Here is a 21,945-nt window from a genome sequence, read left to right as displayed (position 1 = left end):
CAATCGTGACACGTCAAGGCACGTGTCATCGAACTGTCATGATCGCTAGGCTGGGCCGGCCGTACGGCGACGAGGAGGACGAGATGGCTCTGCTGCCCGAGACCGCACGCCAGGTGGACCTGCTGGTCGCCCGCGCCCAGGCGGACGGACGCGGGCCGTCGGTCGCCCTGGGCGTGGTCCGCGACGGCGAACTGGCACACGTGGCGGTCGCCGGCGAGCATCCCCGCCCCCACGTCGACATGCAGTACCGGATCGGCTCGATCACCAAGACCATGACCGCGGCGCTGGTGATGCAGCAGCGCGACGCCGGGCGGCTGGCCCTGGACGACCCGCTCGACGAGCACCTGCCCGGCACCCCGGTCGGCACGCTCACCGTGCGCCAGTTGCTCGGGCACGCCAGCGGGCTGCAACGGGAGCCGGACGGCGGCTGGTGGGAACGCGCCGAGGGCACCGACCTGGACACGCTGCTCGCCGGGCTGACGCCGGACAAGATCGCCTACCCGCCGCACCGGGTCTACCACTACTCCAATCTGGCGTACGGGCTGCTCGGCGGCGCGCTGGAGCGGATCACCGGCACCCCGTGGCCCGCGTTGCTGACCGAACGGCTGCTGGAGCCGCTCGGGATGCGCCGCACCACCGTGCTCCCGACCGGGCCGTACGCCCGGGGCTACGTCGTGCACCCCTGGCACCAGACGCTGCGGGAGGAGCCGCTCACCGACACCGGGGCGATGGCGCCGGCCGGGCAGCTCTGGTCGACCGTCGCGGACCTGGCCCGCTGGGCGGCGTTCCTCGCCGACCCGGACCCGGCGGTGCTCGACCCGGCGACGCTGACCGAGATGTGCGTCCCGGTGGCGATCAGCGACCTGGACTCGTGGACCGGCGGCCACGGCCTCGGCGTGGAGCTCTACCGGGTCGGCGACCGGGTGTACGTGGGCCACGGCGGCTCGATGCCCGGCTTCGTCGCCGGCCTGGTGGTGCACCGCCCCACCCGGACCGCGGTGGTGGACTTCGCCAACGCGTACGGGCTGCGCGGGCACCACGTCGTGGGGATGGCCCGCGACGTGCTGACCCGGGTGCTCGACGCCGAGCCGCCCGCGCCGGCCCCGTGGCGCCCGGCCGCTCCCCCCGCCGCCGAAGCGGCCGAGCTGACCGGCCGCTGGTGGTGGATGGGCCTGGAATACGAGTTCCGCGTCGACCCGGCCGGTGACCTGGTGGGCGGGCCGGTGGGCGGCTCGTCGCTCCGCTTCACGCCGGAGGGGCCGGACCGCTGGCGGGGCCGGTCCGGCCCGCAGGACGGCGAGATCCTCACCGTCGTCCGCGACTCCGCCGGCGGGGTGGTCGCGCTGGACATCGCCACGTTCGTCCTCACCCGCTCCCCCGACCAGACCCCCTGACTCCCGCCCTCCGACCACCGCCCCCGCGGCCTCCGGCCGCAGCCGTGTGGCGTGAGGCAAGCGCCGCCCACCTCCCCGGAGAACGACCGGGCCGCCGCATGGCCGCCGACCCACGCCTGGGGCGCCTACCAACTTGAGGGCGTGGACGACTCACCCCTGACTCGTCCACGCCCTCAAGTTCGTAGCGCCCCGGCATACCCCACCCCACCGACCGCGGGACCGAGCCGCGAACCCGGCGCACGACGGGGCCGGGGGCGACCGTGACCGGCGCAGGGATCAAGCCTGACCGCCCGGAGCCGGGCGCGGTCGCCCCCGGCCCCGGGCGCAACCACTACCCAGGCGAGGTGACGAAATCGATCAACCGCTCCATCGCGTTGATCAGCGGCGTCTCCACGTCCGCGAAACTGTCCACCCGGGACAGGATGTGCCGCCACATGTCGGCCGGCTCGGCCACGCCGAGCGCGGCGCAGACGCCCTCCTTCCAGGGCTGCCCGGGCGGCACCACCGGCCACGCCGCGATGCCCAGCGCCGCCGGTCGCACCGCCTGCCACACGTCCACGTAGGGGTGACCGGTGACCAGCACGTGGGGCGAGGTCACCCGGGCCACGATCCGGCTCTCCTTGGAGCCCGGGACGAGGTGGTCGACCAGCACACCGAGCCGCCGGCCCGGGCCGGGCGCGAACGCGCGCACCTCGTCGGCGAGCGCGTCGATGCCGTCGAGCGGCTCCACCACCACGCCCTCGATCCGCAGGTCGTCGCCCCAGATCCGCTCGACGAGCGCGGCGTCGTGCACGCCCTCCACCCAGATCCGGCTGGCCTTGGCGACCTGCGCCCGTACCCCGTCCACGGCGACCGAGCCGGAGGCGGTCCGACGCCGGGCGGCCGGGACCGGGGCGCGGGCCGGGCGGCGCAGCGTGACCGGCCGGCCGTCGAGCAGGAACGCGGCGGGCAACAGCGGGAAGTTGCGCCGCCGACCGTGCCGGTCCTCCAGCACCACGGCGCCGGAGTCGAAGCCGACCACCGCGCCGCAGAACCCGGAGTCGGCGTCCTCGACCACCAGGTCGGGCTCGGCGTCGACCTCGGGGGTCACCTTCCGCCTCCGCCAGTCGCCCGCCAGCACATCCCCGTCGTATCGCCCCGCCATGCTGATCACGCTAGCCACCGGGCCGGCGGGCCGCCCGCCGACGCGCCGGTCCGGGCACCGCCCGACGGCACGAAACGGTGCGAACGGGGTAGTTGGGGGCAGGCCACACCACCGGAGCGGCAGCCGAGACAGCGGCGGCGGCTAGCACGTACCCTTTCCGCATGTCCTCCCCCGCAACGGGCGCGGCCACGCTGGCTGCGCGCCGGTCGAGCCGGTTCGTCGCATGGGTACGCGCCTGGCGCGCCGGCCTGGTGCCGTTCGACGAGGTCGCCGACGCCATCGCCGGCGACGAGGAGCACCTCGTCGCGGACGCGCCCGGCACCTGGACCGACGTGTCCCTGCGGGAGGCGCTGCCGAGCCTGGCCAAGCACTCCCCGGACGAGATCCGCCTGGTCCTGCCCGCTCCGGGCGACCCGCGCGGGCTGCCCGGCCCCGGCGCGTTCGCCGGGGCGGCGCTGCTCGCCGGCGAGGCGGTGGTGGCCAGCGGGCTCGGGCTGGTGCCCGAGGTGCGCACGCACACCTCCGGCTCCGGGATGACCTGGGAGACGGTGCTCTGGCGGGTCCACGCGCTGCCGGCGGACGCGCCGAAGGCGTCGCTGACCGCGCCGGGCGCGGCGGAGGCCGAGGCCGAACTGGCCACCGCGCTGGCCGAGACGACCGCGGCACTGACCCGACTGGACGTCGCCCAGTGGCGGCCCGAGCTGGCCGGCGCGCTCGCGGCACTGCGCCGCCCCGACGGCACCACCGACCTGCCACCCGGCTTCGATCCGCGGTCCCGCCGCCTGTTCGCCCGCGCCGCCGTGCTGGACCGGGTGCTCGCCCTGGCCGGCGAGAGCGCCCCGGGCGGGGCGGTCAACACCTACGAGGCGCAGCAGCGGGACGCGGCGCTCCGACCGCTGACCACCGCCTGCCGGCAGGCACTGGTGGCCGCCTGCAACGCCCCGCTGCGACTCTGACGCGGCACGGGGCCCCGACTCAGACCTCGTCGATCAGGTCGGCCACCGAGTCGACGATCCGGGACGGCCGGTACGGGTACCGCTCGGCCTCGGCCCGGGTGCTGATGCCGGTGAGCACCAGGATCGTCTCCAGCCCGGCCTCCAGCCCGCACAGGATGTCGGTGTCCATCCGGTCGCCGATCATCGCGGTGGACTCCGAGTGCGCGTCGATGGTGTTCAATGCCGACCGCATCATCATCGGATTGGGCTTGCCGACGAAGTAGGGGTCCACCCCGGTCGCCTTGGAGATCATCGCGGCCACCGAGCCGGCCGCCGGCAGCGCGCCCTCGACCGACGGGCCGGTGGCGTCCGGGTTGGTGCAGATGAACCGCGCGCCGTCGTCGATCAGCCGGATCGCCTTGGTTATCGCCTCGAAGCTGTAGGTGCGGGTCTCCCCCAGCACCACGTAGTCCGGCGCGAAGTCGCTGAGCACGTACCCCACCGCGTGCAGCGCCGTGGTCAGGCCGGCCTCACCGATCACGTACGCGGTCCCGCCCGGCCGCTGGTCGGCCAGGAACTGGGCGGTCGCCAGCGCGGACGACCAGATCGCCTCCTCCGGCACGTCCAGCCCCATCCGGGCCAGCCGGGCCTGGAGATCGCGCGGGGTGTAGATGGAGTTGTTCGTCAGCACCAGGAACGGCTTGCCGGAGACGCGCAGCTTCTTGACGAACTCCGGAGCGCCGGGCACCGGCTGCCCCTCGTGCACCAGCACGCCGTCCATGTCGGTGAGCCAGCTCTGCACCGGCTTGCGGTCATGCATCGTGTCCGTCCCAGGGGGTGTCGATGGTCGGTCGGGCTCAGGGCCGGCGGGCCGCGGGCACGCAGCACAGCGCCGGGCAGGTGTCCCAGGCCGGCAACTCGCCCAGCCGGCGGCGCGACCGCTCCCCGTCCGGGGCGGTGCGCTCCAGGACCAGCTCGCGGACCATCGCCACGAACCGCGGGTCGGTGCCCGGGGTGCCGGCCCGGACGAAGTCCAGCCCGAGCTGCTTGGCCGTCTCCAGCGCCTCGGTGTCCAGGTCCCAGACCACCTCCAGGTGGTCCGAGACGAAACCGATCGGGCTCACCACCACACCTGTCACGCCCTGCTCGGCCAGGCTGGTCAGGTGGTCGTTGACGTCCGGCTCCAGCCACGGCACCTGCGGCGGGCCGGACCGGCTCTGCCAGACCAGGTCGTACGGCAGGTCGGGCGCGGCGGCGGCGTGCACCAGCCGGGCGGTCTCCTCCAACTGGGCGGTGTACCGGCCGCCGTGCGGGCCGGCGGTGGCGGCGGCCGAGGCCGGGATCGAGTGCGCGGTGAACACCAGCCGGGTGCTGTCCCGCCGGGCCGGGTCGAGCTGGGCCAGCGCGGCGCGGACCGCGTCGGCGTGCGGCTCGACGAAGCCGGGGTGGTCCCAGAACTGACGCAGCTTCTCGATCAGCGGCGCGTCCGGGCCGACCGCGGCCCGCGCGGTCGCGATGTCCTCCTGGTACTGCCGGCAGGAGGAGTAGCCGCCGTACGCGCTGGTGACGAACGCCAGCGCGCGGGTGACCCCGTCGTCGCGCATCTGCGCCACCGTGTCGGCGAGCATCGGGTCCCAGTTGCGGTTGCCCCAGTAGACCGGCAGGTCGACGCCGTTGGCGGCGAAGTCCGCCCGGATCGCCGCCAGCAGGTCCCGGCACTGCTGGTTGATCGGGGACACGCCGCCGAAGTGCAGGTAGTGCTCGGCGACCTCGGCCAGCCGCTCCGGCGGCACGCCCCGGCCCCGGGTCACGTTCTGGAGGAAGGGGAGCACGTCCTCGGGCCGCTCCGGGCCACCGAAGGAGACCAGCACCAACGCGTCGTACGCCATGGTCCTATTCTTCCCCGCCCGCCGTGACGCCCGCGCGACGCCCCCTGGTCAGCGCGGTAACGGCCGGTTGCAGTGGGCCCCGCCGGGGCCCACCGCGGCGCTCAGGCGCCGAGGGCGTGGTAGCCGCCGTCGACGTGCACGATCTCGCCGGTGGTGGCCGGGAACCAGTCGGACAGCAGCGCCAGGCAGGCCCGGGCGGCCGGCTCCTGGTCGGCGAGGTCCCAGCCCAGCGGCGCGCGCTCGGACCAGGCGTCCTCGAACTGGGTGAACCCGGGGATCGACTTGGCGGCCATGGTGCGCAGCGGGCCGGCGGCGACCAGGTTGCTGCGGATGCCCTGCTTGCCCAGGTGCAACGCCAGGTAGCGGGAGGCGGACTCCAGCCCGGCCTTGGCCACGCCCATCCAGTCGTAGACCGGCCAGGCCTTGGTGGCGTCGAAGGTGAGGCCCACCACGGCGCCGCCGGAGGACATCAGCGGCAGCGCCGCCATGGCGAGGGACTTGTAGGAGAACGTGGAAACCTGCAACGCGGTCGCCACGTCGGCCCACGGCGCGTCGAGGAACCCGCCGCCGAGGCAGCTCTGCGGCGCGAACCCGATCGAGTGCACCACCCCGTCCAGGCCGTCGACGTGCTCGCGCACCTTGTCCGCCAGCCCGGCCAGGTGCTCGTCGTTGCTGACGTCCAGCTCGATCACCGGCGCCGGCTCGGGCAGCCGCTTGGCGATCCGCTCGACCAGGGAGAGGCGGCCGTAGCCGGTGAGCACGACCTGGGCGCCGTTCTCCTGGGCGAGCTTCGCCACGGAGAACGCGATCGAGGCGTCGGTGATGACGCCGGTGACCAGCAGCCGCTTACCGGCCAGGAGTCCGGACATTGCGCAGTTCCTCCGTGCTCTCGTTAGTCAGTGACCCATGCCCAGGCCGCCGTCGACCGGGATGACGGCGCCGGAGATGTAACCGGCCGCGTCCGAGGCCAGCCAGGTGACCACCCCGGCCACCTCCTCCGGCTGGGCGAACCGGCCGGCCGGGATGGCCTTGCGGTATTCGGTGCGGCGTTCCTCGGGGAGCGCCGCGGTCATGTCGGTGTCGATGAAGCCGGGCGCCACCACGTTCGCGGTGATGTTCCGGCCGCCCAGCTCACGGGTGATCGAGCGGGCCACCCCGACCAGGCCGGCCTTGCTCGCGGCGTAGTTGACCTGGCCGGCGCCGCCGTAGAGGCCGACCACCGAGGAGATGAAGATCATCCGGCCCCACTTGGCCCGGAGCATCTTCGTCGAGGCCCGCTTGGCGACCCGGAACGAACCGCTCAGGTTGGTGTCGAGGACGCGGGTGAACTGCTCGTCGGACATCCGCATGATCAGCGTGTCGTCGGTGATGCCGGCGTTGGCGACCAGCACCTCGACCGGGCCCAGCTCGGCCTCCACCGCGGCGAACGCGGCGTCCACCGACCCGGCGTCGGTCACGTCGCACCGCACCCCGAAGAAGCCCTCGGGGGCCTCGCCGCCGCGGTGGGTCACCGCCACCCGGTCGCCCTGCTTGGCGAAGGCCTGCGCGATGGCCAGACCGATGCCGCGGTTTCCGCCGGTCACCAGCACGGTACGGGCCACGGGTCCCCCTGAAGCTCAGTCTGATCTCTCGGTCGGTGGCGAGCCTAGGGGTTACCGACAGGTAAGCGCTAACCCGCGCAGGTCACGGGCGATGCTGCCGCATCGGGGCGTCCACCGCTCGACCGAACGCGCGGTCCACGCACCCCCGGTGTACGATGATCGCTGTCTGCGGGCCGGTCTGCGCCCGCGCTCCGGGCTCCGCCGACCGCAGGAGGTGATCGCTGTGCGAGATAGCGATCCTCCCAGTCGTGGCCGGGCCCACCGTCAGCCCCGCTGAGCCACGGCTCGGTCGACGCGGCTGACCCGCTTCCCGCCCTCCGCACCGCACCCGCTCCCCGGCAACCGCCGGGGGTGGCCCTGCCGCGCGGCGGAGCACCCGGTCACGACTTCGTGTGCATCCTTCCCGGTCCCCCTCACGGCCCGCCTCACCGGGCCGAAGTCGCCACGGAGCACAACCATGAGCCGTTACGCCGCACCGCTGGGTTTCACCCTCGCCGCCGTCTGGGTGGCGGTCCTGTTCGTGCTGGCCGGCGGCGGTCACTGACCACCGCCGGCCCGGCCCGGCTCAGATCAGGCGGGACGTCCAGAGCAGACTCAGCGCCCCGGCGCAGAGCGCCAGCAGCAACGCGATCCCCGCGTACCACTGGGTGATCTCGCGCGGCTCCGTGCGGTAGCCGATCGAGCTGCCCATGTCCTGGTAGACCTGCTTCAGCTCGCTCACCGAGGCGGCCTCGTAGAAGAAGCCCTGGGTGGTCTCCGCGAGCTGGGACAGTGCGGTGCGGTCCACCGGCACCCGCTGGAGCTGACCGCCGATGTCCACCTGGCCCGAGTCGGTGCCGAACGCGATGGTGGAGACCGGCACGTTCGCCGCCTGCGCCGCGGCGGCTGCCTCCTCCACCGAGCGGCCCGACGTGCGGTAGCCGTCCGAGAGCAGCACGATCCGGGCCGGCGGGATGCCGGCGGCGCCGTCGGCCGGCACCGACCGGATCGCCTCCAGGCAGGTGAACACCGCCTCCCCGGTGGCGGTCGCCTCGGCCAGCACCAGCCCGTCGATGGCGGTGGTCACCGCACCCCGGTCCTTGGTGGGCGGCACCAGCACGTTCGCCGACTTGGCGAACGAAACCAGCCCCAGGTTGTAGCTCTCCGGCAGCTCGCCGACGAACTGCTTGGCCGCCTCCTGCGCGGCCTCCAGCCGGTTCGGCGCCACGTCGTCGGCCTGCATGGACAGCGACACGTCGATGGCGAGCATCACGGTCGCCCGTTCCAGCGGCTCCCGGGTGTCCACCGCCGGCCGGGCCAGCCCGGTGGCCAGCACCAGCAGGCAGAGCAGGAACGCGGTCGCCGCCGCGTGCCGCCGCCAGCCGAGCCCCTTGGGCGCGACGGTACGCAGCAGGTCGACGTTGGTGAAGCGCAGCGCGTACTGCCGGCGGTGCAGTTGCCGCCAGACGTACACGGCGGCGAGCGCCAGCACCGGCAGCACGGCCAGCAGCCACCACGGTTGCAGAAAACGGATCATCGGGTCGTCCCTCGGGTACGGGCGTGCCGTTGCGCGGCGACGAAACGCACCATGTCCAGCAGCCAGTCTCGGTCGGTACGCAGGCGCAGGTGGGCCGCGCCGGCGGCGCGCATCTCGGCGGCGATCGCCCCGCGCTGGGCCGCCGCCGCCTCGGCGTACCGGCGGCGCAGCCCCGGGTCGGCGGTCTGCACCTCGTGCAGCTCCCCGGTCTCCGGATCGACCACCGGCAGCACCCCCACGTCGGGCAGTTCGAGTTCCCTCGGGTCGACCACCTCGACGGCCAGCACGTCGTGGCGGACCCGCAGCTTACGCAGCGGCCGGCCCCACTGCGCCGGCGGCGAGAGGAAGTCCGAGATCACCACCGCCACGCCGCGTCGCCGGGGCGGGCGGTTGAGCGCGTCCACCAGCGCGCCGAGGTCACTGCGACCGGGCCGGATCTCGGTGCCGGCGACGGCGCGCAGCAGCCCCTGCGCCTCCTTGCGTCCGCCCCGGGCGGGCAGCCGCAGCAGCGTCCCCGGCTCACCGGTGGTCGCGCCGGTGCCGACCACCGCGCCGATCCGGTTGCCGCCGCGCACGGTCAGGTGGGCCAGCGCGGCCACCGCGGCGACCGCCACGTCCCGCTTGAGCCACCGCCCGGTGCCGAAGTCCAGGCTGGCGGACAGGTCGACCGCCAGCCAGGTTTCCAGCTCGCGGTCGGCCACCGTACGCCGCACGTGCGGCATGGTGGTGCGGGCCGTCACCGGCCAGTCCATCCGGCGCACGTCGTCGCCGGGCCGGTACTCCCGGGACTCCCCCGCCTCGCTGCCCGGGCCGGGCAGCAGGCCGGCGTAGTCGCCCTGGAGGAGCCCGTCCAGCTTGCGGGTGACCATGAGCTGGAGCCGGGCCAGCGCGGCGCCCGAGCGCTCGCCGGCGGCCGGCAGCCGGGTGGGCGGGGTCACGGGCGCTGCCCGGGCCACCCGTTGTGCGGCACGGCCGGCGGCGGTGGGGTGGCCTGCTGGCGGGGTGCGACCGCGGGCAGCGGGATGGTCGACATCACCCGGTGCACCACGTGGTCGGCGGGCACGTCGTCGGCGAGCGCGTCGTAGCTGAGCACCAGCCGGTGGCGCAGGATGTCCGGCGCGATGTCCTGCACGTCCTGCGGCAGCGCGTAGTCCCGGCCGCGCAGCAGCGCCAGCGCGCGGGTGGCCCGGACCAGGCCGAGCGAGGCGCGCGGGCTGGCGCCGTACTGGATGAGCTGGGCCACGTCGGGCATCCCGTGCTCGGCCGGGGCGCGGGTGGCGAGCACCAGCCGGACCGCGTAGTCGACGAGCGCGTTGTGCACGAAGACCTGGTCGGCCTTGCGCTGGAGCGCGATCAGGTCGGGGGTGTCGAACACCCGGGTCGGCTCGGGCGGGGCCACGCCCATCCGGTAGACGATCTCCCGCTCCTCGGCGTCGGTCGGGTAACCCACCACGATCTTCATGAGGAAGCGGTCCCGCTGCGCCTCCGGCAGCGGATAGACGCCCTCCTGCTCGATCGGGTTCTGGGTGGCCATCACCAGGAACGGGTCGGGCACCCGGTGCGACTCGCCACCGATGGAGACCTGCCGCTCGCTCATCACCTCGAGCAGCGCCGACTGCACCTTGGCCGGCGCCCGGTTGATCTCGTCGGCGAGCAGGAAGTTGACGAAGACCGGGCCCAGCTCGACGTCGAACTTCTCGCTGGACTGGCGGTAGATCCGGGTGCCCATGATGTCGGCGGGCACCAGGTCGGGGGTGAACTGGACGCGGGCGAAGGACCCGCCGACGACCCGGGCGAGCGTCTCCACGGCGAGCGTCTTGGCCACGCCGGGCACCCCCTCCAGCAGGCAGTGCCCCCGGGCCAGCAGCGCGACGAACATTCGCTCGACCATCCGGTCCTGACCGACGATCACCCGTTTGATCTCGAACAGCGCGCGTTCCAGCAGTGTGGCGTCCTGCGCCGGGGTGGTGGCCGGGGGCGGCGGGTCCGGCGGCGCCTCGGTCGGGTTCGGCACGTCGGGCGTGGTCGGCTGGGCCACCGGTCCTCCACAGCTGGGTCGTCGTCGCGGTGTGGTGCGTGTCAAGACTGTCATGCCTCGCTGAGAGCCGAAGGTGGGAGAGGCACGATTTTCGCCACGCCGTCGGGGTCCGGTGGAAAACGCTGAACACGGGTGGACAACAAGGGGTCGGGCGCGTGTACGATTCACCCCGTCGCCGGGCGGCTCCCCCCGTGGCCGCCCGGCGCTAAACTTCCCCGGCGCGCGGCCCTAGACTCCCCCCGGTGACCACTCCCCACCCTGACCAGACGCCGATCTGCTCGGCGCGGGGATGTCGCGCCCCCGCGGTGTTCCAGTTGCGCTGGCGTAATCCCCGCCTGCACGCGCCCGACCGGCGCAAGACCTGGCTGGCCTGCCCGGCGCACCGCGCGTCCCTGGGCGACTTCCTCGACGCGCGCGGCTTCCTGCGCGAGGTGGTGCCGCTGCCCGGATCGCCTACGCTCGGATCGTGAGCGAGCAGACGATCGGATTCCGCACCGCCGGCGGACGCGGCGGTTCCCCCCGGTGAGCGCGGACGGTCTCGCCGATCGGCCGGCGTCCCCACCCGGCCCGTTGGAGCCCTGGCCGGACACGGTCCGCTGGCAGCCGATCTCCCACGACCTGATCTGGGTGGAGCTGATCCGGCTCGGCATCGGCCTGGCCGTGGCGCTGGTGGTGCTGGGCACGGCCTGGGCGCTCTCCGGGCACTGGCTGCTCGGCGTCGCCGTCGGCGTGGCGCTGCTGCTGTCCGCCTGGCGGGTGGTCACCATCGTGCGCGCGGTGCGCGCCTGGGGGTACGCCGAGCGCGCCGACGACCTGCTGGTGCGCCACGGTCTGCTGGTGCGGCGGCTCTCCATCGTTCCGTATTCGCGGATGCAGTTCGTCGACGTGAGCGCCGGTCCGCTGGAGCGCGCCTTCGACCTGGCCACCGTGCAACTGCACACCGCGGCGGCGGCCAGCGACGCCCGGGTGCCCGGCCTGCGGCCGGCCGAGGCGTCGCGTCTGCGCGACCGGCTCACCGCCCTGGGCGAAGACCGCGCGGAGGGCCTGTGAGCGCGAGGAGCGAGCCGGTCCTGCGAGCCCCGCAGCCGCGAGCGAAGGACGGCACCGCGAGCGCGAGGAGCGAGCCGGTCCCGCGAGCCCCGCAGCCGCGAACGAAGGACGGCACCGCGAGCGCGAGGAGCGAGCCGGTCCCGCGAGCCCCGCAGCCGCGAACGAAGGTGGTCCCGTGACGGAGCGGGACGCCCGGCCGCCGTGGGAGGAGCGGCCGGCGGCCGGCCCGGCGCCGGTGACGAACGGGCAGCAGTGGCCGCCACCGCCGGTCCACGGCCCGCCGCCTCCCGGCGCGTGGGTGCCGGCGCCGTGGGGACCGTCGGGCGGGGCGGAGCCACGGCAGCGGCTGCACCCGTTGAGTCCCGCGCTGCACGGCGCGAAGTCGCTGGTCGTGGTGATCGCCGGGCTCTCCTGGTCGACCCTGTCCCGGGTCGGGTTCGGCTGGTTCGCCGTACTGGTCGCGGTCTTCGTCCTCGGGGCCACCGTGCTGTCCGTGGTCAGCTGGTGGAACACCGGTTACCACGTGGTCGGGCGGGAGCTGCGGGTGTACGAGGGGCTGCTGTGGCGGCGTACCCGGGCCATCCCGCTGGAGCGGTTGCAGACGGTGGAGGTGGTCCGGCCGCTGTTGGCCCAGCTCACCGGGCTGGCGGAGCTGCGGCTGGAGGTGGTCGGCGGCGGCAAGACCGAGGCGCCGCTGGCGTACCTCGGGGTGGCCGAGGCCGCCGCGCTGCGACAGCGGCTGCTCGCCGTGGCCGGCCGCGCCCCGGCGGCCACGCCGGCGACGGTGGGCGCGCCCCCCGCGCCCGCCCCGGCGGGCCGGCGGCTGCACGCCGTACGCAATCAGGATCTGCTGGTCAGCCAGTTGCTCACGCCTCAGGCGTTCCTGCTGCCGTTCGGCCTGGCGTTCGTGGTGGGGCAGTTCCTGTCCGAGGGTTCGTGGTCGTTCATCGCGGTGGCCAGCACGCTGACCGCGATGGCCGGTGTGCTGCTGCAACCGGTCCGCCGGGTGCTCGACGACTGGAGCTTCCGGCTGGACGCCGACGGCGACACGCTCCGGGTGCACAACGGGCTGCTGGAGACGCGGGTGCAGACCGTGCCGCTGCACCGGGTGCAGACCGTCGGGGTGACCTGGCCGCTGCTCTGGCGGGTCAAGGGCTGGTTGCGGCTGCGGCTGGAGGTGGCCGGCTACTCGTCCGGCGAGCCGGACGACCGGAACCGCCCGGACCGGCTGCTGCCGGTCGGCGACGCCGGCACCGGCGGGCGGGTGGTGGCGGAGGTGCTGCCCGGCGTGCGGCTGGACGCGCTGCCCGGCACGCCGCCGCCCCGCCGGGCCCGCTGGCTGCGCCCGCTGAGTCGGGCGGTGGTCGGCGCCGGCCTCGACGAGCGGGTCTTCGTGGCCCGTTCCGGGTTGCTGACGCGCTCGGTGACGCTGGTGCCGTACGCCCGGATCCAGAGCGTGCGGGTCACCCAGGGGCCGGCGCAGCGACGGCTGCGGCTGGCCACCGTGCACGCCGACACCGCCGGCGGGGCCGGCGCGGCGGCGGTCGACCGGGACCTGGCCGACGCGTGGGAGCTGGCTGCGGAGCTGACCGCGCGGGCGCGGGCCGCGCGGCGCGCGGACCGCATCCGCTGACCGGGGGCCGCCCGGCCACCGGCCGGTCAGCGGCGTTCGGCGGGCACCGCGTCCTGGTCGGCGGCGAGCGGGGTGTCCGGGCCGGCGGCCGGCGCGGTGACGCCGGTCACGGCGGCCGGTGTCCCGTCCCGGCGGGCCCGCCGGGCCCGCCACCAGCGCTCGGCCAGGCCGACCACCAGGAACGTCATCCCCACGTACGCCCAGCCGACCAGCACGTCGATCAGGTAGTGCTCGCCGCTGTACATCAGCGTGAACGTCATGGCCAGCGGGTACGCCAGCAGCAGCGGCCACCAGCGCTTGCGCACCGAGCGCAGGAAGAACAGCACCACGAACAGCGCGAACGCGGTGTGCAGCGACGGCATGGCGGCCACCGGGTTGGAGGCGATCTGCCCGGCGTTGAGCAGGTTGCCCGCGCCGTGCATGCCGATCTCCTTCCAGCCCCGGGTGGAGATCCGGGCCACCTCGGTGAGCAGCCCGTTCTGGGCCGCCCACCACGGCGGCGCGGCCGGGTAGACGAAGTAGGTGACCAGCCCGGCGGCGCACAGGTAACCCCACCGGGCCATGTACCCGATCCAGCGCTGCCGGTTGCGCATCCAGAGCACCGCGGCGGCGGCCAGCGTGGCCACGAAGTGCGAGAAGTAGATCCAGCTCACCAGCACGTCCCACCAGCGCACCTGGCTCGGGTCGTAGAGGTGCTGCTGGAGCCAGACGGTCGGCACCTCGCCGCCGGTGGCCCATCCGGTCAGGAACCGGTCGGTGACGATCAGCTCCATGGCGTGCGGGGTCGCGCCGTTGTCGGCGAACCCGCGGGACAGGTTGTACGCGGCGAGCAGCAGCACCACCGGGATCCAGTCCCGGGCGAAGCGCAGGTGGCTGCGCCACGGCCGGTTCGAGTTCCACGCGACGGTGCCGGCCCAGATCCACAGGAACGCGTACGCCGGGTCGGTCGGCAGGCCGATGGCGAGCCAGGCGGCCACGAAGGCGACGCCCCAGACGGCCATCGCGATCACGCGACGGCGCCCGCCGTCGGGGGACGCGGTCGGTCCGGCGGGGGCGGGGGGCGGGGGATCTGTCAGCACGGCCATCGCCGACAAGGTTAACGGCGGGCGACGGAGCGGCCGACGCCGACCGTCCGGGGAACGGCCCGGGCGGCCACCCGGACGCGGTACGGCCCCGACCGCGCTGCACTAGGCTCGGCCGCATGCAGGAGCAGCCGGAGTCGCCCTTCGCACCGGGCCTGACCGCACGCGTCGAGCTGACCGTGACCGACGCGGACACCGCCGAGGCGGTGGGTTCGGGGGACGTGCCGGTGCTCGGCACGCCCCGGGTGGTGGCGCTCGCCGAGGCGGCGACCGTGGCTGCCGTCGCGGCCCGGCTGCCGGCCGGGTCCACCACGGTCGGCGTCCGGGTCGAGCTGGAGCACCGGACGGCCACCCCGGTCGGGCGGACCGTGTCCGCGCACGCCGAGCTGGTGAAGGTGGACGGTCGCCGGCTGGTCTTCGAGGTGACGGTCACGGACGGGCCCGCGGTGGCCGCGCAGGGTCGGGTGGAGCGGGCGCTCGTCGACCGGCAGCGCTTCGTCGAGCGGGCCGGTCGCGCGTCATGACCGTCCGTTTCACCGAGATCGCCGCCGGCGTGCACCTGCTGCGCGAGCCGCTGCTGCGCGTCAACGTGGTGCTGGTGGTCGGCGACGGCGCGGCGCTGCTGGTGGACACGCTCTCCACCGCCGGCCAGGCGCGGGAGCTGGCGTCGGCCGCCCGGGCGGTGACGCCGCACCCGTGGACGATCGTCAACACCCATCACCACTTCGACCACTGCTTCGGCAACGCCACGCTGGCCGCCGAGCCGGGCACCGAGGTCTACGCGCACGCCCAGGCCGTGGCGGTGCTGCGTGACCAGCCCGACGAGCTGCGCCGGGCGGCGTACGAGGAGATGCGCGACGGGCAGCCGGCGCTGGCCGGGGAGCTGGCGCGCACCGGGCTGCGGGTGCCGACGCACGAGGTCCACGAGGAGACGGTGCTGGACGTCGGCGGGCGGCGGGTGGTGCTGCGCCATCCCGGGCACGGGCACACCGACGCCGACCTGGTGGTGCACGTGCCGGACGCGGACGTGCTGGTGGCGGGCGACCTGGTGGAGCAGAGCGGGCCGCCGGCGTTCGAGGAGTCGTACCCGTTGCGGTGGCCGGACGCGGTGGCGGACCTGCTGCGGCTGACCACACCGGCCACCGTGGTGGTGCCGGGCCACGGCGAGCCGGTCGACGTGGGCTTCGTGCGCGAGCAGCACGCCCAGCTCGCCCGGCAGGCGTGGCTGATCCGCGCCGGTCACACCGGCGGCGCCCCGCCGGAGCGGGTGGCGGCGGAGTCGCCGTTCGGCGCCCGGCCCGGCTTGATCGCGGCCCGGCGGGGCTACGCCGAGCTCGACGGCACGGCCTGAGCTGATCCGCCGGCCCGGGTCAGGGGCGGGCGCGCAGCGCGGTGAGCAGCGCGTCGAGGTGCGGGGCGGCGGCCAGGACGGCCGATCGGGCCGCCGGGTCCAGCTCGGCGAGCGCCGCGGTGAGCAGCGCGGCGCGGTGGACCTCGTGGTCGGCGATCCGCCGGCGGGCGGCCTCGGTGAGGCGCAGCCGGACCACCCGGCGGTCGGCGGGGTCGCGGTCGCGGACCAGCAGCCCGGCGTCGGTGAGGTCGCGGACCAGCGTGCTGACGGTGTTCGGCGCGGTGCCGAGCCGCCGGGCCACCTCCTTGCCGCTGATCCCCGGCGTGGCCCGGACCAGCAGGAGCACCTCCACCTGCGCCTCGGGCAGCGGCTCGCGGTCGACGCGGGCGACGGTCCGGCGGCGCAGCAGCCGGTGCAGCTCCCCCAGTCCCGCGCCGAGCCGCGCGATCTCCTCGTCGCTCACCACGGAGTCACCTGCTTCACATCGCAACAGTTCTGACTACAGAGATAAGGTAACCCGGACCACCGGATCCAGGGGGACCTCTCGTGCGCCAGACCGTGCGGACCGCCGCGCGCCCACCCGTCGACCGACCCGCCGGGCGGGGCGGTGGCGTGAGCCTGCTGGTGCTGCTCGGCACGCTCACCGCGATCGGCCCCCTCTCGCTGGACATGTACCTGCCGGCGTTCCCGGCGATGACCCGCGAGCTGGACGCCGACCAGGCCGGCATCCAGCTCTCGTTGACCACCTGCCTGATCGGCCTGGCGCTGGGGCAGTTGGTCACCGGCCCGCTCAGCGACCGCTGGGGGCGACGCCGGCCGGTCCTGGTCGGCGTCGTCGCGTACGCCGTGCTGGCGCTGGCCTGCGCCGCGGCGCCGAGCGCCCCGCTGCTGGCCGCCGCGCGGTTCGCCCAGGGGCTGGCCGGTGGCATGGGCATCGTGGTGGCCCGCGCGGTCGTCCGTGACCTCTACTCCGGTCGGGACGCCGCGAAATACTTCTCCCGGCTCACCCTGGTCTTCGGGGTGGCGCCGGTGGCCGCGCCGAGCGTCGGCAGCCTGGTGCTCCGGTTCGGTTCCTGGCGGGTGGTCTTCCTCACCCTGGCCGTCATCGGGGCGGTGCTCGCCGTCGCGGTCGCGCTGCGCCTGCCGGAGACGCTGCCGCCCGAGCGCCGCAGCACCGGCGGCCTCGCCGCCACCGTGCGGACCATGCGGTCGCTGGCCGCCGACCGGGTCTACCTCGGGTACGCGCTGACCCAGGGTTTCGCGTTCGCCGGCCTGTTCGCGTACATCTCCGGGTCGTCGTTCGTGTTCCAGGACGTCTTCGGTGTCTCGGCGGTCGTGTTCGGCGTGGTCTTCGGCGTCAACGCGCTCGCGCTGATGGCCACCGGTCAGGCGAACGCCCGGCTGCTCGACCGGTTCAGCCCGCGCCGGCTGCTGGTCACCACGCTCGTGGTCAGCCTGGTCGCCGCGCTCGGCGTGCTGACCGGCGCGCTCGCCGGCAGCCTCGCCGTCACCGCGGTGGCGCTGTTCGCGTTCGTCGGTTCGCTGGGCATGGTGATGCCGAACAGCACCGCGCTGGCGCTGGACGCGCACGCCCGGCACGCCGGCACCGCCGCCGCGCTGATGGGCGGCATCCAGTCGGTGGTCGGCGCGCTCGCCGCGCCCCTGGTCGGTCTCGGCGACGAGGGCAGCGCCCTCCCGATGGCCACCGTCCTGGCCGGTGCCGCCGCCCTCTCCCTGCTGGCCGTCCTGACGCTCACCCGCCCCACCACGGCGCGGTGATCAAGGAGTTCGCGTCGGTGTGGATCTCCCCGGCCGCGCGAACTCCTTGATCACGGTGGTGGGGGGTCAGGTGGGGAAGCGGGACTGGATGGCGGCGCGGGTGGGCATGGCGGTGGCGCCGCCGGGGGACTCGCAGACCAGCGCGGCGACCCGCAGGGCGAACGCGACGCGGTCCTGCCAGCCGCGCGCGTCGGCCGGCTCGCCGGCGGCGAGCAGCTCCGCCACCAGCGCGCCCATCACCGAGTCGCCGGCGCCCGTGGCGTCCACCGCGTCGACCTTCGGCGCCGGCACGCGTACCACGTCGTCGGCGGCGGCGACCAGCGCGCCGTCCGCGCCGAGCGTGACCACGACGGTGGTCGCGCCCAGTTCCCGCAGGTACGCGGCGACGCCCTCGACCGGCTCGTCCGGGTAGAGCACCCGGGCGTCCGCACCGCTCAGCTTGACCAGGTGCGCCGCCGCGGCGAACTCGGCGACCACCCCGCGCAGCCCGTCCAGCGCACCGGGCGCGGTGAGCAGGCTCGGGCGCACGTTCGGGTCGAACACGCGCAGCCCGCCGGCGATCGACCAGGCCCGGCGCGCGGCGGCCAGCACCGGCGGGTCGAGCAGCACGATCGAGCCGCAGTAGAGCACGTCCGCGCCCTCGACCAGCGCCACGTCGAGGTCGTCCGGGCCGAGCAGGGCGTACGAGCGCGGCTCGCCGTAGAAGCGGAACTCCGGCTCGGGGCCGGCGAAGGTGGCCACGGCCAGCGCGGTCGGGGCGGGCACGGTCACCGCCCCGGCCACGCCCACGCCGGCGTCGGTGAGGAAGGCACGGACCCGGCCGGCGAGCGCGTCGTCGCCCAGCGACCCGACGAACTGCACGTCCCCGCCGAGCCGGGCGATCGCCACCGAGACGTTGAGCGGCCCACCGCCGACTGCCTGCCGGTAGACGGGTTCCCCGTCGTGCTCGGCGTCGAGCAGGTCGACGAGCGCCTCGCCGAGCACCACCGCGTACCCCATCCTGGCTCCTCCCGGTTGTCCTCCCCCGATCCTGGCGCATGCCGGGACGCGGCGCGACCAAACCCCGAGGCATCGACCGGCGGCTATTGCGTGCGACGGCCGGACGTGATGGGATTGCGCTGACGGGAGGGCGCGGGGGCTGCCGCGCCGCCGGGTCGAGCCGACGCGAGGGGCATCCGCGGTCCGTGGCACGGACCGCAGGCAGTGCGCGTCCCCCGACGGCCCCGGCCGCACGCCGACCGCCGGGCGCGGGCACCGCGATCGTCGCATCCGCTCGTCGCAGCGGGGCGGACCGAAGGTGGGCCGCTCCGCGAGTCAGGAGATCCCCGTGCACCGATCCCGTACGGCCGCGCTCGTCACCGCGGCCCTCACCCTGGCCGTGGGCGCGTTCGCCCTGGCCAGCGGCCCCGACCCGGCCGCCGCGCACGGCGCGGCGATGACGCCGGGCGCCCGCACCTACCTGTGCTGGAAGGACGGCCTCACCGGCACCGGTGAGATCCGGCCGAACAACCCCGCCTGCGCGTCGGCGGTCGCCCAGAACGGGGCGAACTCGCTCTACAACTGGTTCAGCGTGCTGCGCTCCGACGCCGGCGGCCGGACCACCGGGTTCATCCCCGACGGCAAGCTGTGCAGCGGCGGCAACCCGAACTTCAGCGGCTACGACGCGGCCCGCACCGACTGGCCGGTCACGCACCTGACGGCCGGGCGGTCGATGGAGTTCCGCTACAGCAACTGGGCGCACCACCCGGGCACGTTCTACTTCTACGTCACCAAGGACAGCTGGAGCCCGACCCGGCCGCTGGCCTGGAGCGACCTGGAGGAGCAGCCGTTCCTCCAGGTGACCAACCCGCCGCAGAGCGGCGCGGTCGGCACCAACGACGGGCACTACTACTTCAACGGCACGCTGCCGAGCAACAAGAGCGGCCGGCACATCATCTACTCGCGCTGGGTGCGCTCGGACAGCCAGGAGAACTTCTTCGGCTGCTCGGACGTGACGTTCGACGGCGGCAACGGCGAGGTGACCGGCATCGGCTCGGGCGGCAACCCCACGCCGACGCCGACGCCGACGAACCCGACCCCGACCCCCACCAACCCCACGCCGACGCCCACCACCCCGACGCCGACGCCGACCGGCCCCACGCCGACGCCGACCATGCCGGCCGGGAACTGCATGGCGGTCTACAAGGTGGTCAGCGCCTGGGGCGGCGGTTTCCAGGGCGAGGTCATGATCATGAACCACAGCACCCGGACGTACAGCGGGTGGACCGCGAGCTGGACGTGGCCCAGCGGCCAGACCATCAACCAGGTGTGGAACGGCACGTTGAGCGGCAGCGGGGCGTCGGTGACGGTCACCAACGCCGCCTACAACGGCAGTGTCGCGCCGGAGGGCACCACCACGTTCGGCTTCACCGCGAACTTCTCGGGCCAGAACACCCTGCCCACGGTCACCTGCACCGGCCGGTGACACCGCACTGAGAAGGGCCCCCGGCAGCGCGCCGGGGGCCCTTCGTCACGCCCGCCTCAGCGGACCATGCTGCCGACGACCGGCTTGGTGAGCAGCGCCGACTGGTTGCGCTGGATGCCCGGGTCGAGCGTCTTCGCCACGAAGATCGCGTGCCAGATGCAGAAGATCAGCACGGTCCACACCTTGCGGGAGTGGTCGGCCTCCTCCCGCTTGTGCTCGTCGAGCAGCCGCATCGCGTACGACAGGTCGACCAGGTCGCCGGCGCCGGAGGTGGCCAGCACGTGCCGGGCCCACTCGTACATCTCGCCGCGCAGCCAGACCCGGGTCGGGGTGGGGAAGCCCAGCTTCTTGCGGTTGACGATGGCCGGCGGAACGACGCCCTGCAACGCCTGGCGCATGGCGTACTTGGTGGCCTCGGAGCGGGGCGGCAGCTTCAGGTCGACCGGGATCCCGGCGGCGACGTTGAACACCTCCCGGTCCAGGAACGGCACCCGGACCTCCAGCGAGTGCGCCATCGAGATCCGGTCCGCCTTGACCAGGATGTCGCCGCGCAGCCAGGTGTAGAGGTCGACGTACTGCATCTTGGTGACGTCGTCCAGCTCGGTGCACTCGGCGTAGATCGGCGCGGTCACGTCGGTGTAGCGCACCGAGGGGTCGTAGCGGCGCAGCAGGTGCTGCTTCTCCTCCTCGGTGAACATCCGGGCGTTGCCGTAGTAGCGCTGCTCGATCGGCGTGGTGCCGCGCTCCAGGAAGCTCTTGCCCTTGACCCCCTGCGGGATGGCCTTGGAGACGGCCCGCAGGCCCTTCTGCACGCCGTCCGGGAGACCGTTGACCGAGCTGAGCGAGAGCGGTTCCCGGTAGATCGTGTAGCCGCCGAAGAACTCGTCCGCGCCCTCACCGGAGAGCACCACCGTGACGTGCTCGGCGGCCTTCTTCGCCACGAAGTAGAGCGGCACCAGGGCCGGGTCGGCGACCGGGTCGTCCAGGTGCCAGACGATCTTCGGCAGCGCGTCGATCATGTCCTGCGGCCCGATCTTGGTCGGGATGGTGGTCACGTCGAGGTGCCGCGCCGAGTCCTGGGCCACGTCGATCTCGGAGTAACCGGGCACGTCGTACCCGACCGTGAAGGTGAGGATGTTCGGGTTGAACTCGCGGGCCAAAGCCACCACGGCGGTGGAGTCGATGCCGCTGGACAGGAACGAGCCGACCGGCACGTCCGAGCGCATGTGCATCCGGACGCTCTCCCGCAGCGTCTCCCGGATCTCGTGGTAGAGCTTCTGCTCGTCGGCGACCGGGGCCGGGCGGAACACCGGCCGGTACCAGCGGCGCACGTCGATCCGGCCGTCCGGGGTCCAGGTGAGGTACTCCCCCGAGCCGATCCGGCTGATCCCCTTGTGCAGCGTGCCCGGCTCCGGGACGTACTGGAGGGTCAGGTAGTGGCTCAGGTTCGCGGTGTCGATCCCGGCGTCGCCCTGGTAGGCGGAGTGCGCGAACGGCAGCAGCGCCTTCTTCTCCGAGGCGAGGTAGAGGCCGTCCTGGGTCTGGAGGTAGTGCAGCGGCTTGATGCCGAAGTAGTCGCGGGCGCCGAAGGCCCGCCGCTCCTGCCGGTCCCAGATCACGAACGCGAACATGCCGCGCAGCTTGGTGAGCACCCGCTCACCCCAGTAGTGGTAGCCGGCGACGATCACCTCGCCGTCGCCGTTGGTGGCGAACTGGGCGCCGTGGTCCCGGATCAGCTCGTCGCGCAGCTCGATGTAGTTGTAGATCTCGCCGTTGAAGGTGAGCAGGTACCGGCCGCCCGCGTAGGGCAGGGGCTCGTGGCTGAGCGCCACGTCGATGATCGCCAGCCGCTTGTGCGCGAACACACCGTCCGCGTACCGGCCGGAGGCGTCGCCGACCACCTCGACCCCGGTCTCGTCCGGGCCACGGTGGTGCAGGCACTCCAGTGCGCCGGCGATGTGGTCGCGGTGGGCGGCGGCGTCGCCGCGCGCGCTGAAGAAGGCCAGGAGTCCGCACATGACGGCCATCTTTCCACGCGCCGGAAGCCGCCGTCGCGGCACCGCAGGCAC

General features: G+C 74.2%; 21 protein-coding genes. 9 read left to right on the top strand and 12 right to left on the bottom strand.

Annotated features, from left to right (window positions below):
- Positions 1-83 precede the first annotated feature (83 nt).
- Positions 84-1,394, top strand: a complete 1,311-nt coding sequence (locus VKK44_RS07705) for a serine hydrolase domain-containing protein (protein ID WP_343447708.1) — start codon at positions 84-86, stop codon at positions 1,392-1,394.
- Positions 1,395-1,725: 331 nt separating this feature from the next.
- Here the strand turns inward: VKK44_RS07705 and VKK44_RS07700 are convergent, their stop codons facing one another.
- On the bottom strand, positions 1,726-2,538 hold the full coding sequence (locus VKK44_RS07700; RefSeq protein WP_343446146.1) for a DUF3097 domain-containing protein: 813 nt from the start codon (positions 2,536-2,538) through the stop codon (positions 1,726-1,728).
- A 161-nt stretch (positions 2,539-2,699) separates the two neighbouring features.
- Here VKK44_RS07700 and VKK44_RS07695 point away from each other — a divergent pair, with 161 nt between their 5' ends.
- The gene (locus VKK44_RS07695) at positions 2,700-3,494 is read left to right on the top strand and encodes a hypothetical protein (protein ID WP_343446145.1); all 795 of its coding nucleotides are present in this window, start codon (positions 2,700-2,702) and stop codon (positions 3,492-3,494) included.
- 19 nt (positions 3,495-3,513) lie between these two features.
- Here the strand turns inward: VKK44_RS07695 and VKK44_RS07690 are convergent, their stop codons facing one another.
- The 7 genes from VKK44_RS07690 to VKK44_RS07660 all read right to left on the bottom strand — a co-directional run bounded on the left by VKK44_RS07690 (position 3,514) and on the right by VKK44_RS07660 (position 10,517).
- Positions 3,514-4,293: an HAD-IIA family hydrolase gene (locus VKK44_RS07690; protein WP_343446144.1), complete on the bottom strand. Its 780-nt coding sequence runs from the start codon at positions 4,291-4,293 to the stop codon at positions 3,514-3,516.
- A 37-nt stretch (positions 4,294-4,330) separates the two neighbouring features.
- Entirely contained in the window at positions 4,331-5,362 is a 1,032-nt protein-coding gene (locus VKK44_RS07685) for a ferrochelatase (protein WP_343446143.1), read from the bottom strand.
- Between the two features lie 101 nt (positions 5,363-5,463).
- A complete protein-coding gene (gene fabI / locus VKK44_RS07680; RefSeq protein ID WP_343446142.1) occupies positions 5,464-6,231 on the bottom strand; it encodes an enoyl-ACP reductase FabI in 768 nt (255 codons plus the stop codon).
- Between the two features lie 27 nt (positions 6,232-6,258).
- Complete coding sequence (locus tag VKK44_RS07675) at positions 6,259-6,963, bottom strand: beta-ketoacyl-ACP reductase (protein ID WP_343446141.1); 705 nt, start codon at positions 6,961-6,963, stop codon at positions 6,259-6,261.
- 565 nt (positions 6,964-7,528) lie between these two features.
- Entirely contained in the window at positions 7,529-8,479 is a 951-nt protein-coding gene (locus tag VKK44_RS07670; protein ID WP_343446139.1) for a VWA domain-containing protein, read from the bottom strand.
- Positions 8,476-9,435, bottom strand: a complete 960-nt coding sequence (locus tag VKK44_RS07665; RefSeq protein ID WP_343446138.1) for a DUF58 domain-containing protein — start codon at positions 9,433-9,435, stop codon at positions 8,476-8,478. Before VKK44_RS07665 ends, VKK44_RS07670 begins: the two co-directional genes overlap by 4 nt.
- On the bottom strand, positions 9,414-10,517 hold the full coding sequence (locus VKK44_RS07660; protein WP_343446137.1) for an AAA family ATPase: 1,104 nt from the start codon (positions 10,515-10,517) through the stop codon (positions 9,414-9,416). Before VKK44_RS07660 ends, VKK44_RS07665 begins: the two co-directional genes overlap by 22 nt.
- A 242-nt stretch (positions 10,518-10,759) precedes the next feature.
- Here VKK44_RS07660 and VKK44_RS07655 point away from each other — a divergent pair, with 242 nt between their 5' ends.
- The 3 genes from VKK44_RS07655 (at position 10,760) to VKK44_RS07645 (ending at position 13,200) form a co-directional block, all read left to right on the top strand.
- Entirely contained in the window at positions 10,760-10,987 is a 228-nt protein-coding gene (locus VKK44_RS07655; protein ID WP_343446136.1) for a hypothetical protein, read from the top strand.
- A gap of 52 nt (positions 10,988-11,039) precedes the next feature.
- A complete protein-coding gene (locus VKK44_RS07650) occupies positions 11,040-11,567 on the top strand; it encodes a PH domain-containing protein (protein ID WP_343446135.1) in 528 nt (175 codons plus the stop codon).
- Positions 11,568-11,742: 175 nt separating this feature from the next.
- The gene (locus VKK44_RS07645) at positions 11,743-13,200 is read left to right on the top strand and encodes a PH domain-containing protein (protein ID WP_458351615.1); all 1,458 of its coding nucleotides are present in this window, start codon (positions 11,743-11,745) and stop codon (positions 13,198-13,200) included.
- Between the two features lie 26 nt (positions 13,201-13,226).
- Here the strand turns inward: VKK44_RS07645 and VKK44_RS07640 are convergent, their stop codons facing one another.
- A complete protein-coding gene (locus VKK44_RS07640; protein WP_343446134.1) occupies positions 13,227-14,285 on the bottom strand; it encodes a phosphatase PAP2 family protein in 1,059 nt (352 codons plus the stop codon).
- A gap of 116 nt (positions 14,286-14,401) precedes the next feature.
- On the opposite strand from VKK44_RS07640, the gene VKK44_RS07635 reads away from it, so the two are divergent.
- The gene (locus tag VKK44_RS07635; RefSeq protein ID WP_343446133.1) at positions 14,402-14,806 is read left to right on the top strand and encodes a thioesterase family protein; all 405 of its coding nucleotides are present in this window, start codon (positions 14,402-14,404) and stop codon (positions 14,804-14,806) included.
- Complete coding sequence (locus tag VKK44_RS07630) at positions 14,803-15,633, top strand: MBL fold metallo-hydrolase (RefSeq protein ID WP_343446132.1); 831 nt, start codon at positions 14,803-14,805, stop codon at positions 15,631-15,633. Before VKK44_RS07635 ends, VKK44_RS07630 begins: the two co-directional genes overlap by 4 nt.
- A gap of 19 nt (positions 15,634-15,652) precedes the next feature.
- Here VKK44_RS07630 and VKK44_RS07625 read toward each other — a convergent pair whose 3' ends face one another.
- The gene (locus VKK44_RS07625) at positions 15,653-16,099 is read right to left on the bottom strand and encodes a MarR family winged helix-turn-helix transcriptional regulator (protein ID WP_343446131.1); all 447 of its coding nucleotides are present in this window, start codon (positions 16,097-16,099) and stop codon (positions 15,653-15,655) included.
- 80 nt (positions 16,100-16,179) lie between these two features.
- On the opposite strand from VKK44_RS07625, the gene VKK44_RS07620 reads away from it, so the two are divergent.
- Positions 16,180-17,412, top strand: a complete 1,233-nt coding sequence (locus tag VKK44_RS07620; protein WP_343446130.1) for a multidrug effflux MFS transporter — start codon at positions 16,180-16,182, stop codon at positions 17,410-17,412.
- A gap of 66 nt (positions 17,413-17,478) precedes the next feature.
- On the opposite strand, the gene VKK44_RS07615 is transcribed toward VKK44_RS07620, so the two are convergent.
- Complete coding sequence (locus tag VKK44_RS07615; RefSeq protein ID WP_343446129.1) at positions 17,479-18,411, bottom strand: carbohydrate kinase family protein; 933 nt, start codon at positions 18,409-18,411, stop codon at positions 17,479-17,481.
- A gap of 328 nt (positions 18,412-18,739) precedes the next feature.
- Between VKK44_RS07615 and VKK44_RS07610 the strand changes: the two genes are divergently transcribed.
- Positions 18,740-19,876 (top strand): lytic polysaccharide monooxygenase auxiliary activity family 9 protein, encoded by a 1,137-nt coding sequence (locus VKK44_RS07610; protein ID WP_458351614.1) that lies wholly within the window; start codon positions 18,740-18,742, stop codon positions 19,874-19,876.
- 56 nt (positions 19,877-19,932) lie between these two features.
- On the opposite strand, the gene asnB is transcribed toward VKK44_RS07610, so the two are convergent.
- On the bottom strand, positions 19,933-21,894 hold the full coding sequence (gene asnB, locus VKK44_RS07605) for an asparagine synthase (glutamine-hydrolyzing) (RefSeq protein WP_343446127.1): 1,962 nt from the start codon (positions 21,892-21,894) through the stop codon (positions 19,933-19,935).
- Positions 21,895-21,945 lie beyond the last annotated feature (51 nt).

Source organism: Micromonospora sp. DSM 45708 (genome assembly GCF_039566955.1).
Lineage (GTDB): Bacteria > Actinomycetota > Actinomycetes > Mycobacteriales > Micromonosporaceae > Micromonospora.
The sequence above is the reverse complement of the archived record's forward strand: the minus strand, read 5'-3'. Positions and strand labels throughout refer to the sequence as shown.